This is a genomic window from Ramlibacter pinisoli (assembly GCF_009758015.1).
In the GTDB taxonomy this organism is placed as follows: Bacteria; Pseudomonadota; Gammaproteobacteria; order Burkholderiales; family Burkholderiaceae_C; genus Ramlibacter; species Ramlibacter pinisoli.
In genome coordinates this window covers 1-13,988 of the sequence record NZ_WSEL01000003.1, presented here as the reverse complement: position 1 = coordinate 13,988, position 13,988 = coordinate 1, and the positions used below count along the sequence as shown (strand labels likewise).

General features: G+C 70.8%; 10 protein-coding genes. 2 read left to right on the top strand and 8 right to left on the bottom strand.

The window, feature by feature from the left end:
- Window positions 1-380: 380 nt before the first annotated feature.
- The 8 genes from GON04_RS01260 to GON04_RS01225 form a co-directional block, all read right to left on the bottom strand.
- Window positions 381-1,442, bottom strand: a complete 1,062-nt coding sequence (locus GON04_RS01260) for an ABC transporter permease (RefSeq protein ID WP_157396204.1) — start codon at window positions 1,440-1,442, stop codon at window positions 381-383.
- A complete protein-coding gene (locus tag GON04_RS01255; RefSeq protein WP_338050867.1) occupies window positions 1,439-3,100 on the bottom strand; it encodes an ABC transporter ATP-binding protein in 1,662 nt (553 codons plus the stop codon). The genes GON04_RS01260 and GON04_RS01255 overlap by 4 nt, the downstream gene beginning before the upstream one ends.
- Before the next feature lie 120 nt (window positions 3,101-3,220).
- A complete protein-coding gene (locus GON04_RS01250; RefSeq protein WP_157396203.1) occupies window positions 3,221-4,219 on the bottom strand; it encodes a BMP family protein in 999 nt (332 codons plus the stop codon).
- 223 nt (window positions 4,220-4,442) lie between these two features.
- Entirely contained in the window at window positions 4,443-5,573 is a 1,131-nt protein-coding gene (locus GON04_RS01245; RefSeq protein WP_157396202.1) for a HupE/UreJ family protein, read from the bottom strand.
- Entirely contained in the window at window positions 5,570-6,748 is a 1,179-nt protein-coding gene (locus GON04_RS01240; RefSeq protein WP_157396201.1) for a tetratricopeptide repeat protein, read from the bottom strand. The genes GON04_RS01245 and GON04_RS01240 overlap by 4 nt, the downstream gene beginning before the upstream one ends.
- A 4-nt stretch (window positions 6,749-6,752) precedes the next feature.
- On the bottom strand, window positions 6,753-7,382 hold the full coding sequence (upp, locus tag GON04_RS01235; RefSeq protein WP_157396200.1) for a uracil phosphoribosyltransferase: 630 nt from the start codon (window positions 7,380-7,382) through the stop codon (window positions 6,753-6,755).
- Window positions 7,383-7,454: 72 nt separating this feature from the next.
- Window positions 7,455-8,723 (bottom strand): DUF1688 family protein, encoded by a 1,269-nt coding sequence (locus tag GON04_RS01230; RefSeq protein WP_181653822.1) that lies wholly within the window; start codon window positions 8,721-8,723, stop codon window positions 7,455-7,457.
- Complete coding sequence (locus GON04_RS01225) at window positions 8,720-9,988, bottom strand: GTP cyclohydrolase II (RefSeq protein WP_157396199.1); 1,269 nt, start codon at window positions 9,986-9,988, stop codon at window positions 8,720-8,722. The genes GON04_RS01230 and GON04_RS01225 overlap by 4 nt, the downstream gene beginning before the upstream one ends.
- A gap of 285 nt (window positions 9,989-10,273) precedes the next feature.
- Here GON04_RS01225 and GON04_RS01220 point away from each other — a divergent pair, with 285 nt between their 5' ends.
- Together GON04_RS01220 and GON04_RS01215 are read left to right on the top strand one after the other, a co-directional pair.
- Window positions 10,274-11,911: a ShlB/FhaC/HecB family hemolysin secretion/activation protein gene (locus GON04_RS01220; protein ID WP_157396198.1), complete on the top strand. Its 1,638-nt coding sequence runs from the start codon at window positions 10,274-10,276 to the stop codon at window positions 11,909-11,911.
- A gap of 27 nt (window positions 11,912-11,938) precedes the next feature.
- The coding region (locus GON04_RS01215; RefSeq protein ID WP_157396197.1) for a two-partner secretion domain-containing protein at window positions 11,939-13,988 on the top strand (2,050 nt) is incomplete at its 3' end.

The following is a 13,988-nucleotide window of genomic DNA, read 5'->3' as shown; positions in this document are numbered from 1 at the left end:
GGAGATGGATTGCGGGTCGAGCCCGCAATGACGGGGTTGGAGTTGCGGGGCTTTCCCCCGTGCCTCGTCATCCCGGGCCCGACCCCGCACTTCGTCATCCCGGGCTTGACCCGACATTTCGTCATCCCGGGCTTGACCCGACATTTCGTCATCCCGGGCTTGACCCGACATTTCGTCATCCCGGGCTTGACCCGACATTTCGTCATCCCGGGCTTGACCCGGGATCCATCTCCCGTCGCGGAACCCGCCAGCGACCGGATCACCGTCCCGGTTCGACGTGAACCTGGAGATGGATTGCGGGTCAAGCCCGCAATGACGAGAGCGCGGGTCGACCCCGCCATCACGGGAAAGACGGGCACAAGCCACCATCGCTCCCACCCTCACCGCCACCGCACCCGGTACTGCGCCAGCAGCGTGGCCACCAGCACCGCCAGCAGCGAGGCAGCGACGATGACGTCGGCGATGTAGGTGGGCACGCCGATGGCCCGGCTCATGGTGTCGGCGCCGACCAGCACACCGGCCACGAACACCGACGCGAGCAGCACGCCCAGGGGGTGCAGCCCGGCCAGCATGGCGATGACGATGCCGCTGTAGCCGTAGCCTGGCGACATGTCGAGCGTCACGTAGCCGGTGCGGCCTGCCACCTCGACGGCGCCGGCCAGGCCCGCCAGCGCACCGGAGAGCAGGGCGACGCCGACCACGGTGCGGGTCACCGGCACGCCCGCGAAAGCGGCCGCGCGCGCGTTGGCGCCGAGCGCCCGGACGTCGAAGCCGAAGGTGGTGAATTTCAGGACGGCCCATACCACCACGGCGAGGGCGGCGGCGCCCAGCAGGCCGGTGTGCAGGCGGGCGCCCTCGACCAGGTGGGCCAGCGAGAGCTCGTCCTTCAGGGCCACGCTCTGCGGCCAGCCCATGGCCGTGGGGTCCTTCATCGGGCCGTCGAGCAGCGCCGAGACGCCCAGCAGCACCACGAAGTTGAGCAGCAGCGTGGTGACCACCTCGTCCACCCCCAGCCGGGCCTTGAGCAGGGCCGGGCCGAGCAGCAGCAGCGCACCGGCCAGCGCGGCGGCCAGCATCATCAGCCCGAACAGCAGGGGAGACGGCAGCCCGTAGCCCTCGCCGCCGTGCAGGCCGCCCACGGCCACGGCGGCCAGCGCGCCCGCATAGAGCTGGCCCTCGGCGCCGATGTTGAACAGGCGCGCCTTGAAGGCCACGGTGGCGGCAAGGCCGGTGAAGATGAGCGGGGTGGCGCGGGTCAGCGTCTCGGTCCAGGCGAAGACCGAGCCGAAGCCGCCCCGCACCAGATGGCCCCAGGTCGGGCCGACCGGCGCGCCGGCCCACAGCACGAGCAGGGTGCTGACGGCCAGCGTGAACGCGACAGCGCCGAGGGGCGCCAGGGCCAGCGCGAGCGGGGACGTGGAGGTGCGGGGTTCGAGCCTCATGGGGGCGATCCGCTCCCGATGCCGCTGCCGCTGCGAGTGGGACCCGCATCCAGCAGGTGGCCGTCGTCCCCTTGAAGGCCGGACTCCAGGCCGTCCGCATCCCCCGCGCCCGCCATCGCCAGCCCGATCGCCTCGCGCGTCCACTCTCCGGCCGGCCGCGTGGCCGTGAGGTGGCCGGCATGGATCACCGCGATGCGATCGCCCAGCGCCAGCACTTCGTCGAGGTCGTCCGACAGCAGCAGCACGGCTGCGCCGGCGTCGCGGGCGGCCAGCAGCTGCCGCTGCACATAGGCCACCGCGCCGATGTCCAGGCCCCAGGTGGGCTGGTGGGCCACGATCAGGCGCGGCGTGCGGCCGTCCGGCGCCAGCAGGGCACGGCCCAGGATGAGCTTCTGCATGTTGCCGCCCGACAGCGCGCGGGTGGGCGCCTCCACGCCGGCGCCGCGCACGTCGTAGGCCTGGGCGATGCGTTGCGCATGCGCGCGGGCGGCTGCGCGCCGCACGAACGGCCCGCGCGCAAAGGCCGGGGAGTGCAGCCGCTCGGACACCGCGTTCTCCCAGACCGGCAGGTCGCCCACCACGCCGACTCCGTGGCGGTCCTCCGGGATGCGGGCCACGCCGTGCCGGGCCACCCAGCCCGGCTGCGCGCGCCAGGGCTGGCCATCCAGCCACACGGTGCCGGCGGCAGCGGCGCGCGTGCCGCACAGCAGGTCGGCCAGGGCCAGCTGGCCATTGCCCGAGACGCCGGCGATGGCGGTGATCTCGCCGCTGCGCAGTTGCAGCGAGGCGGCTTCGAGGCGCTCGCGGCCGCCGGCAACGCTGACGCCTTCGAGCCGGCAGGCCACGTCACCGACGGCGGCCGGTGGCGTGCGCTGCGGCAGCTGCACGGCCTGGCCGACCATCCAGTTGGCCAGCTGCGCCTGGGTGGCGCCGCGGGCCGGCGCCTGCGCCACCAGCCGGCCGCCACGCAGCACGGCCACGCGGTGCGCGACCCGCAGCACTTCGGCCAGCTTGTGGCTGATGAAGACGATGGACAGCCCCTGGGCGACCATCTGGCCCAGGGTGGCGAACAGGGCCTCGCTCTCCTGCGGCGTCAGCACCGCGGTGGGCTCGTCGAGAATCAGGATGCGGGCGCCGCGGTACAGCGCCTTGAGGATCTCGACCCGCTGCCGTTCGCCGACCGACAGCGTGCCGATGCGCGCCTCGGGCTGCACCGGCAGGCCGAAGCGCTGCGCCACCTCGAGCAGGCGGGCCCGCGCCGCGGCGCGCCGGCTGAGCGGGCGCCAGAGCGGCTCGGTTCCCATGAGCACGTTGTCCAGCACCGAGAGGTTGTCGGCCAGCGTGAAGTGCTGGTGGACCATGCCGATGCCCGCGGCCAGCGCGGCCCGCGGTTGCCCAGGTGGCAGCGGCTGGCCGAACACCTCGATCGAGCCGGCGTCGGCCGTGTAGTGGCCGAACAGGATGGAGACCAGCGTCGATTTGCCGGCGCCGTTCTCGCCCAGCAGCGCCAGCACCTCGCCGGCCGCCAGGTCGAGCGAGATGGCGTCGTTGGCGACCAGCGATCCGAACCGCTTGGTGATGCCGGACAGGCGCAGGACGATCCGGCTCTGCTCCTTCTCCCCTGGGGGGAGGGCTGGGGAAGGGGCGGGTTCAGCCACCAGGGCGTGCCCCCACCCCGGCCCTCCCCCAGCGGGGGAGGGAGGAAAACGAGCACCTCCCAAGTCTCGCGAGGAAGGAAGACGACCTCCCCCGGCGCGCGAGGGAGCGGGGAAGCGGCATTACTTCGCCGTCGACTTCGGCTGGCTGTCGTCGACCTTGACGAGGAACTTGCCGGCCAGGATGTCCTTCTGCTTGGCCAGCACCTTGGCCATGACCTCGGTCGGCACCTTCTTCTCGAATGTGCCCAGGGGCGCGAGTTCGGAGCCCTTGTGCTTCATCGTCGAGTAGGGACCGTAGTCCTCGGCCTTGAACTTGCCGTCCTTGACGTTCTTGAGCGCCAGGTCGATGGTGGGCTCCATGTTCCACAGCGCCGAGGCCACCACCGTGTCGGGGTACTTGTCCTGGGTGTTGATCACGTTGCCGATGGCCAGCTTGCCCTTCTCCTTGGCGGCGTCGGACACGCCGAAGCGCTCGGCGTACAGCACGTCGGCGCCCTTGTCGACCATGGCGAAGGCCGCTTCCTTGGCCTTGGGCGGGTCGAACCAGCTGTTGATGAAGGTGACGGTGAATTCCACCTTCGGATTCACTTCCTTGGCACCGGCCATGAAGGCGTGCATCAGGCGGTTGACCTCGGGGATGGGGAAGCCGCCCACCATGCCGATCTTGTTGGTCTTGGTCACGCCGCCGGCGATCATGCCGGTCAGGTAGGCCGGCTCCTGGATGTAGTTGTCGAAGACGCTGAAGTTGGGCGCCTGCGGCTTGCCCGACGAACCCATCAGGAACGACACCTTGGGAAAGTCCTTCGCGACCTTGCGTGCCGCCGCTTCCACCGCGAACGACTCGCCCACCACCAGCTGCACGCCGCCGGTGGCGTACTCGCGCATCACGCGTTCGTAGTCGGCGTTGGCGACGTTCTCGCTGGCCTTGTATTCGATCTCGCCGCGCGCCTCGGCCGCCTTCAGCGCCTTGTGGATGCGGCTCACCCACTGCTGCTCGAACGGCACGGTGTAGACGGCGGCGACCTTGATCTTGGCCTGCGCCAGCGCGAGGCCAGGGGCGAGAGCGGTGGCGGCCAGGACGGCGGCGGCGGTGCGGCGGGAGATGGCTTGGCGGGTCATGGGGCTCCTCGTTGTTGGACGTGCGGGTCGTGCAAGGGTCGTGCCAGCGAGGCCGCGACGTCAAGGGCGGGAACCCGGGGACGGACACCCCGACGCAGAAGGCGCAGAAGGCGCAGAAGGCGCAGACGTGGCGCAGAAAAATGCGGAAGGCGCCATCGAGGAAGACCTCATCGGATGGCCTTCTGCGCCTTCTGCGCGCGGTTGTCCGCTCCCGCTCCCGCCTTCAGAGGTCGAACGCCCGCTGCAGGAACCACCAGCTGGCCAGGATGGCGATCAGGATGGAGCCGAACTGCAGGATGCCTACCCGGTAGAACACCGTGCGGCGCAGCCAGAACGCCACCGGCAGGAAGGCCGCCACGATGGCCAGCTGGCCGAGTTCGACGCCGACGTTGAAGCCCACCAGCGCCAGCGCCAGCGCCCCCTGCGGCAGGCCCAGGTCGGCCAGAGCGGAGGCGAAGCCGAAGCCGTGGATGAGCCCGAAGACGAAGGCCATCACCCAGCGCCGCTTCTCGACCGTTCCGCGCAGGTTGTTCAGCGCCGCCAGCACCACCGAGGCGGCGATCACCGATTCGACGAAGCGCGACGGCAGGCTGGCGAAGCCCAGCACGGCCAGGCTCAGCGTGATGGAGTGGGCGAGCGTGAACGCGGTGACCACCTTGACCACCGCCCCCAGCGCGCCGGGCAGCCGCGCCACCGGCATCCAGCGGCCGCCGGCGCGCAGCAGCACGGCCGGCAGCAGCAGCGACAGCAGGAACAGGATGTGGTCGAAGCCGATCCAGATGTGCCAGATGCCTTCGAGGATGTACTGGCGCAGGGTTTCCAGCGCGCTCGGGCCGCGCAGCGCCAGCGGCTGCTCGGCCGACTCGGCCGAGAACACCAGGGCCTGGGCGCCGGTCGACCCGGGTGCGAGCCACTGGACCAGTCCTCGGTGCGTGGGATCGACGTCGAACAGGGCCGAGTACCGCAGTCGCAGCGAAGCGGCGTCGGGCGCGCAGCGCGCCTGCAGGCCCAGGACGGCGTAGGTGCCGTCGCTGTGCCGGTCGAGCCGCAGCGGCGCCGGTTCGGCCCAGGTGCAGGCCTGGCCGCCGGCGGCCAGCGCCAGCCGCTGCAGGGCGTACTGGTGGATGTCGGCGCCGCGCCGGCGCACCTCGCCCCATGTGATCTCGCCGTTGCCGTCGCGGTCGATCTCCAGCACGTAGTCGAGATCGCGCAGGGCGATGTCCCAGCGCACCTCGATGGTCGCGCCGTCAGGCGACGCCCGCAGCGTGAGGTAGCTGTCGCTCGGCTTGTGGGCGAAGGCGCTGCCGGCCAGCAGCAGGAGGGTGACGGTGAGCCATTGCAGTGCCCGGCTCATCGGACGGTCCCGAGCTGCGTCGCCAGCGCCTGCAGCGCCGGGTCTTCGTAGCGGCTGGCGGCCAGCCAGTCGAGAGCCGGCCGGGCGGCCTGCGGTTGCCGGGCGGCCAGGGCCGCGCGCAGCAGGATCCAGGCATCGCGCGGTTCCTTCTGCACCTGGTAGTTGCTGCCGGCCAGCTGCAGCGCCCGGGCTGGCTGGCCCTCGACGTCGAGCGCGAAGCGGGCGGCCTCCTGCTCGTGCAGCCGGTCGCCGCGCAGCGCGGCGGCGGCGAAGCGGTCGCGCAGCTGGTCGGCCCAGTCGGCCGCCTGGCGGGCGCCGGTGGCCTTGCCGGCCAGGGCCAGCCGCAGCAGCAGGACGTCGGACCGCTCCCAGCCGGCCAGCAGCTTCAGCACCTCGGCCGGCCGGCGGGCATCGAGCAGGAAGTCGGCGTAGGCGCCGAGCAGGAACTGGTCGGTGACGCCTTGCGCCAGGGCGGCCTTGTAGTGGTGTTCGGCCGCCGCCGTGTCGCCCAGGCGCTGCGCCATCTCGGCCAGCCGCGTGTGCTCCCAGACCAGCAGCTCGGGCGAGGCCTGCGGCGCTGCGGCCACCGCCGCCGCGAGCCGCTCGTAGGCCGGTCGCAGGCCACCGGTGGCCGCTTGGACGTAGGCGCTGCAGCCGGTGGCGAACAGCGGATCGGCGATGGGCGCCAGGCGCTCGCATTCGGCCGCCGCCTCGGGGTAGCGCGCCTGCACCATGAAGATGGCGGCGCGCCAGGCCGGCGCATCGGGCAGGTCGGGTGCGAGCCTGGCCGCCTGGGCCAGGCTGTCGAGTGCCGGGGTGAACTGGTGGCTGTATTGCTCGAGCTGGCCGCGCACCAGCCAGTAGGCCGGATCGGACGGACCGGCGCCCGCCAGCGGCGCGATGGCGGCACTGGCATAGCCCACCAGGCGCGGATCGCCCTGGGCCATCGCCAGCTCGAAGTAGCGGCGCGCCACCTCGATGCGCAGGGCGGCGTCGCCCGGGCGCGCGGCCAGCTGCCGGCGCAGTCCCTCGACGCGCTTGGCGGCCGCGTCGGTGGCCAGCGGCAGCTTCTCGACCACTTCCTCATCGGAGGCGGGCGTGAAGGGCGCCGCCTGCGCGAGTGCCGCGCCGGACACAAAAACGGCGGCCACGAGCCGCCGGAGGGTGGGGCGCATGGACCTACTTGGTGCCGAAGATGCGGTCGCCGGCGTCGCCCAGGCCGGGCAGGATGTAGCCGTGGTCGTTGAGCTCGCGGTCGATGGCGGCGGTGTAGATGGGCACGTCGGGGTGGGCCTTCTGCATCGCGGCCACGCCCTCGGGACAGGTGAGCAGGCACACGAACTTGATCGACTTGGGCCGCAGCTCCTTGATGCGCTCGACGGCGGCGATGGCCGAATTGCCGGTGGCCAGCATGGGGTCGACCACGACCACGTCGCGCTCGTGCATGTCCTGCGGCATCTTGAAGTAGTACTCCACCGCAACCAGCGTCTTGGGGTCGCGGTACAGGCCGATGTGGCCGACGCGGGCGCCCGGCACCACGTTGAGCATGCCGTCCAGGATGCCGGTGCCGGCGCGCAGGATGGACACGAACACCAGTTTCTTGCCGTCGATGACCTTGCCGGTCATGGTCTCCATCGGGGTCTCGATCTCGATGTCCGACAGCGCCATGTCGCGCGTGACCTCGTACGCCATCAGCGACGCCAGCTCGCCCAGCAGCCGGCGGAAGCTGTTGGTGCTGGCCTCCTTCTTGCGCATGAGGGTCAGCTTGTGCTGCACCAGCGGGTGGTCGAGGACGTGGACTTGGGTCATGGTGCTGTGGGTGAGCAGGGGACGGGCTGACTATAGCGAGGCTGCGGGAATGCGGACTCCCTTCGATGCGGACTAGAAAACAGTCCCGTCGCTGTGCACCTGCAACGGCGGCAGGCCGTTGCGGGCGCGCTGCGCGAGTTCGCGGCCGGCGGCCCAGGTGCCGCCTTCCAGCACGCAGGCCAGCGGCAGCTTGTCGTCGGACAGCGACAGCTCGCGCCGGACGCCGTGCGCCAGTTCGTCCAGCAGCGCCACCGTCAGGGCGCGCCATTCCACGATGATCTCGTCGCCCGGATGCCAGACCTGCCGCGCCGCCTCGGGCTCGCGGAGCTGCAGCACGCCAGTGTCCAGCAGCAGGCCGCCGTTGCGGTACTCGGGCAGGCCGGTCAGGCGCTCGATGCCGCTCAGCCGGCAGCCGGCCCAGTGGAAGGGCTCGAGCAGCGAGTACGTGAGCCACTGCGACAGCTTGTGGAACGGCACCCAGCCGTCGGAGGCGCCCTCGCCGCGCACGGCGTCGTGGCGCCAGACGTCGCCCAGGGGGATGCCGCCGATGCTGTGGCCCAGGGGCCAGATGGGGGACAGTGACACCAGCAGCTGCGACAGGATGTCGTGGACGTCGACGTCGGCGGTGTGCGCGATGCCGCCCTCGCCGGCCACCAGCAGGTCGAACAGGCCGGCCGGCCGCGCCTCGTCGCCGAACACCTCGGGCTGCTCGGCCATCACCTCGCCGAGCCGGCGCAGCAGCACGGCGCGGCCTTCCAGTCCCACCAGCTGATTGTTTTCCGACACCTGGAACGCCTCGGCCAGCAGGTCCGTGTCGACCGCGCGCAGCCCTTCGGCATCGGCCTGCAGCGGCCGCAGCTTGTCGCTGGAGAACAGGCCGGCGGTGAAGGCATGGAAGCTGGCCACGCCCAGCCCTTCGGAGCGGGTGAAGGTCTGGCCGGTGGCCGACTCGATGTACTTCCAGTGGGCGCCGGCACCGGCGTCGAGCAGCACGCTGGTCACCGTCAGGTCGACCATGGCGCGAGCGCGCACGGACATCGGGGCGTCGCCCAGCAGCTTCTCGAGCTCGGCCTTGCGGTCGGTGCCGCCGGCCTCGAAGTGGCGCCAGCGGCTGTGGAACGGGATGTGCAGCTTGGGGTAGCGCCGGCGCGTGGCAGTGGCCACCTCGGCGGCGGCGTCGCGCAGGCGGCCTTCGTCGAGGGTAAACCAGGCCGAATGGCCGATGCGGGCGCGGTCGAGCAGCTGGCCGCAGCGCTCGCGTACCGCGACCGTGGAGCGCAGGGCGGCGGCTGCGAGTTCGCCCTGCGAGCGCTCCCGCACGAAGTCGGTGCCGGCCGTCACGACAGCCCCCGGCCCTTGGTCTGCTTCAGGCGCTCGGCATCCGGCACCGCGCCGGGCGTGAAGTAGCCGGCGGCCATCTTGGCGTCCATCTCGACCCGCGCATCGGCCGGGATGAGTTCATCCGGGATGTTGACCCGTTCGCCAACCTCGATGCCCGAGCCGGTGATGGCGTCGTACTTCATGTTGCTCATCGAGACCAGGCGGTGGATCTTGCGCACGCCCAGCCAATGCAGCACGTCGGGCATGAGTTCCTGGAAGCGCATGTCCTGCACGCCCGCGACGCATTCGGTGCGGGCGAAGTACTGGTCGGCCGTGTCGCCGCCGACCTGGCGCTTGCGGGCGTTGTAGACCAGGAACTTGGTGACCTCGCCCAGCGCCCGGCCTTCCTTGCGCGAGTAGGCGATCAGGCCCACGCCGCCGCGGCCGCCGGCTTCCTTGGGCTGCGCGCCGCGGATGCATTCCTCGATGGCGTGCGTGAGGTAGGGGCGGCAGGTGCAGATGTCCGATCCGAACACGTCGGAGCCGTTGCACTCGTCGTGCACGCGCGCCGTGAGCTCGACCTCGGGGGTGGCCAGGTCGCGCGGGTTGCCGAAGATGTAGATGGTCTGGCCGCCGATGGGCGGCAGGAACACCTCGAGGTCGCTGCGCGTCACCAGCTCGGGGTACATGCCGCCGGTCTCCTCGAACAGCACGCGGCGCAGGTCGGTCTCCGAGCAGCCGAAGCGCTTGGCCACCCCGGGCAGGTACCAGACCGGCTCGATGGCCGCCTTGGTCACCATGGCGGCGCCATTGGCCGTGAGCAGCTTGCCATCGGGCTTGAGCCGGCCCTTCTGCACCGCCTCGATGACCTCCGGCAGGATGACGTGGGCCTTGGTGACGGCGATGGTCGGGCGGATGTCCAGGCCGGCCGCGATCTCCGCGCGGTACACGTCGGCCACCGCCGCGCCCCAGGGATCGAGGCTGACCATCTTGCTGCCGTCGCGCCACTGCGGATAGGGGCCGATGAGGTCGGTCGGCGAGGTGTTCGTCAGGTCTGCGCGGTGCTCGCGCTTGAGGGCCCCGGCGGCCACGGCCAGCGCGCGGTACACGCTGTACGAGCCGCTGTGGGTGCCGATGACGTTGCGGTGCGCGCGCGTGGTGGTGGTGCCCACGATGGGGCCCCGCTCGGCCGGGGTGGCAGCCCCCCAGTGGATGGGTGGTGCGCCGACGCCGCCGCTGTGGGATGTCAGGCGGATGTGGCGTGGCGCGGAGGTGGTGTCGGCCATCGTGTCTCGCTGGGACCAAAAGGCCACTCTAGCAAAGCGCAGGCCAGTTGGTGGTGGCGCGGGACGCCGACGTTGCGTTCCGGTCCTTGTAACCCTCTGCGGGTTATCCCTCGGATTTCTGTCAGTCAAAAGTAACATACCCCATACGAGGGATGGACACATCTGTGTCCGACTGTAAGAGTCCGCGCGCAATCTAAAAAAGACGGAGCAGCAGTGCAGAGAAGAACGACGCGGGTGGCCGCAATGGCCGCCATGGGACTCCTTGTTTCGCCCGCATTCGCGCAGTTGAGCACCCGACCCGACGCGGGAACCATCCTCGAGACACCACGGCAAATCCCGACGCTGCCGGAGCCGGGCGGTCCGCCCGCCGTGGTGGTGCCGGTGCCACCTCCGGCAGCCACCTTCGATCGCTCGGTCCAACTGACGCCCGCGGCCTTCCGGGTGCAGGGCAACACGCTGATCGCCGAGGCCGACATCCAGGGGGTGCTGCAACCCTACGTGGGCAAGTCCATCGACATGGCCGGCCTGCTGCAGGCGGCGGCCGCCGTGCGCCAGCTGTATCGCGAGCGCGGCTACATCCTGACCGAGGCCTACCTGCCGCAGCAGCAGTTCTCCGCGACCGGCGGCACGGTGACCATCCAGGTGCTCGAAGCGCGGGTGGGCAAGGCCACCGTGCGCCTCGAGGGCAGCGGCCTGTCGCCGACCCTGGCCGACAGCATCGTGCGCCAGGCGCTGCCTGCAGGCACACCCATCACCGAGCAGCTGCTGGAAAAGCCGGTGCTGCTGCTGCGCGACCTGGCCGGCTACGAGGCGGTGGCCGACGTGCAACCGGGCGCCAATGCCGGCGAGGCCGACGTCGTCGTGGTGGCCAAGCCCAGCGACAAGCGCTTTGCCGCCCTGCTGGGTGCCGACAACTACGGGGTGCGCTCCGCCGGCGAATACCGGGCCTACGTGGACCTCGAGGCACAGAACCTGGCCGGCCGCGGTGACGTGCTGTCCGGGCGCCTGCAACTGGCCGACCGTTCGGACAACAACCTCTACCGCCTGGGCTACAGCAGCACGCTGGACCGGTACGCGACGCGCCTGGGCGTGCTGGTCGCGCGCACGGAGTACGCGCTGGGCAAGCAGTTCGCGGCGCTCGGCGCCTTCGGCCAGGCCGAGGTGTTCAACCTCTCGGCCACGCAGCCCTTCATCCGCTCGCGTGCCTACAACCTGTTCGGCAGCGTGGCGCTGGAGCGCAAGGACCTCACCGACCGCACCACCACGCCGGCCAGCACGGCGGAGCGCCGAGTGGATTCGGTGCGCCTGAGCGCGCTGGGCAACTTCGTCGATGGACTGGGCGGCAGCTCGTTCAGCAGCTATGCGCTCAGCCTCACCCATGGGCGGCTGAAGCTCGACCCGGTGTCGCAGGCGCTGGACGCGAGCGCCGCTCTCGGGCTGAACACCGCGGGCTCCTTCAGCAAGCTGAACCTGGAGTTCCAGCGCGCGACCTTCCTGCGCGCGAGCGACCGCGTCCAGGTGAACCTGCTGGCGCAACTTGCCTCGCGCAACCTGACCTCGGCCGAGCAGATCGGCCTGGGTGGCCCGACCGGCGTGCGCGGCTATCCCGTGGGCGAGGCCGTGGGCGACACCGGCGCCGTGCTGAACCTGGAGTACCGCCACCAGTTCGCCGCCGTCGGCGGCGTGCCGCTGGGCGGGAGTGTGTTCTACGACTGGGGCTGGGTGCGCTTCCACCAGGACGGGGCGCCGTTCCCCGCGCCCGAGTCGCAAGCCCTGGGCTCGGCGGGCTTCGGCCTGACGGCAGGCACCTGGGGTGACTACCTGGCCACGCTGCAACTCGCCTGGCGCACCACCAGCGACCGTCCCGCCAGCGATCCGGACCACAAGCCGCGCGTGTGGCTGACCGTTCAGAAGTGGCTGTAAGCCTGTAGCAGTACCCGAAGGAAGATCATGAACAGCACCCGTCCCGCCTCGCACCGCCTGCAGATCCGCACCGTCGTCGTGCAGATCTCGCGCAAGCTGAAAGCCACCTACCGCCTGCGCACCGGCCGTCTCTTCTCCGTGCTGCTGGCCACGCTGGTGTCCACCTTCACGCCGCTGGCGCGCGCGCTGCCTGATGCCTCCACCGTCAAGATTTCGGCGGGGCAGGTCAACATCGACACCTCCACGGCCAACACCATGCTGGTGAACCAGGGCACGGCCAAGGCGGTCCTGGACTGGCGCACCTTCAACATCGGCACCGGTGAGCTGGTGCGCTTCGCGCAGCCGGATGCGGCGTCGGTGGCGCTCAACCGCGTGTCGGGCGGCGCCTCGACGATCGCCGGCGCGCTGCAGGCCAACGGCCAGGTGTTCCTGGTGAACCCGGCGGGCGTGCTGTTCGCACCGGGGGCGGAGGTCAACGTCGGCGGGCTGGTGGCCTCCACGCTGAACCTGAGCAACACGGACTTCCTGGCCGGGCGCTACCAGTTCAGCGGCGGCGGCCTGGGCACGGTGACCAACCAGGGCAGCCTGGCCGGGCGCTACGTGGTGTTGGCGGGCCCCACGGTGAACAACAGCGGCACCATCGACGCCGCCCGCGGCTCGGTCGGCCTGCTGGCCGGCTCGCGCGTGACGGTCGATCCGGCCGGCGCGGGGCTGGTGAACTTCTCGGTGGATGCGGGTGCGGTGAATGCCGCCATCACCAACAGCGGCGCCATCACCGCCGACGGCGGCAAGGTGGCGGTGCTGGCCAGCAGCCTGTCGGACACGCTCCCGACAGTCATCAACCAGAGCGGGGTGATCCGCGCGAACACCATCGCCAACCAGAACGGCACCATCGTGCTGAGCGGCGGGGTGCAGGGCGTGGTGAGCGTCTCGGGCACGCTCGAAGCCAAGGGCGCCAACACAGGCGAGACCGGCGGCACGGTCAAGGTGCTGGGGGACAAGGTCGGCCTGATGGCGGGCGCGAAGGTCGACGCCAGTGGCGATGCCGGGGGCGGTACGGTGCTGGTGGGGGGCAACTGGCAGGGCAAGGGACCGGAGCAGAACGCATCCGCGACACAGATGGCGACCGGCGCGCAGATCAGCGCCGATGCCGTGAACAGCGGTAACGGCGGCACGGTCGTCGTTTGGGCCGATGGCTCGACGGCCGTGGGGGGCGCAATCAGTGCCCGTGGTGGCGCGCAGGGCGGCAACGGTGGCCGGGTGGAGACATCAGGCAAGGAAGGCCTGGTGATCGCCAAGTCCACCACGGTCGACACGTCTGCGCCGCAAGGAACGGTCGGCAACTGGCTGCTGGATCCGACGAACATCATCGTGGCTACCGGCGGGCCGGCGGCACTGGGCGACGTCGACGAGTTCACTGATTTCGGCACGACGCAGACTATCGATCCGGCGACGATCAACGCGTCGGCGACCACTGTCCAACTGCAGGCGACAAACGACATTACGGTGAGCAACGCGATTGCGATGACCACCAACGGTGCCGGCCTGGACATGCAGGCGGGCCATAACATCGCCGTCAACGCCGGTATCACCCTCACCGGCAGCATGGCGATCAACGCCGGCGGCGCAGTGACGCAGACGGCAGCCATCACGTCGAATGGTCTGCTGCTGGCAGGCGCCGGAACGGTCGCGCTGACCAACGCCGGCAACTCGTTCACCACCATCGCCGCCACCCATGGCGCTGGTGACATCAATGTCGTCAACAACGGCAGTCTGACCGTTGGAACGGTCAACGGCACGAATGGCATCAGCACTGGGGGCAATGTGACGCTGACGGCCACCGGAGCCGCCGCCGACCTCACGGTCAACCAGAACATCACCGTCACCAACGCCGCCGCGAAGACGCTGACGCTGCGCGCCGATCGCGATGTGCTGGTGAACGCCACGACCGGCTCCGTGGCCATCGCGGCCGGCGGTACAGGTGCACTGAACGTGGACCTCAACGCCGATCGTGACGCCAGCGGCGGTGGCGCGGTGGTCATCAACGCGTCCACGGGCACTGCCAGCATCACGACCA

What these genes read in the sequence shown, in the direction of transcription:
- GON04_RS01240 (WP_157396201.1), bottom strand. Translation starts at nt 6,748, where the DNA reads ATGCGCCCCACCCTCCGGCGGCTCGTGGCCGCCGTTTTTGTGTCCGGC.
- upp (WP_157396200.1), bottom strand. Translation starts at nt 7,382, where the DNA reads ATGACCCAAGTCCACGTCCTCGACCACCCGCTGGTGCAGCACAAGCTG.
- GON04_RS01260 (WP_157396204.1), bottom strand. Translation starts at nt 1,442, where the DNA reads ATGAGGCTCGAACCCCGCACCTCCACGTCCCCGCTCGCGCTGGCCCTG.
- GON04_RS01245 (WP_157396202.1), bottom strand. Translation starts at nt 5,573, where the DNA reads ATGAGCCGGGCACTGCAATGGCTCACCGTCACCCTCCTGCTGCTGGCC.
- GON04_RS01250 (WP_157396203.1), bottom strand. Translation starts at nt 4,219, where the DNA reads ATGACCCGCCAAGCCATCTCCCGCCGCACCGCCGCCGCCGTCCTGGCC.
- GON04_RS01225 (WP_157396199.1), bottom strand. Translation starts at nt 9,988, where the DNA reads ATGGCCGACACCACCTCCGCGCCACGCCACATCCGCCTGACATCCCAC.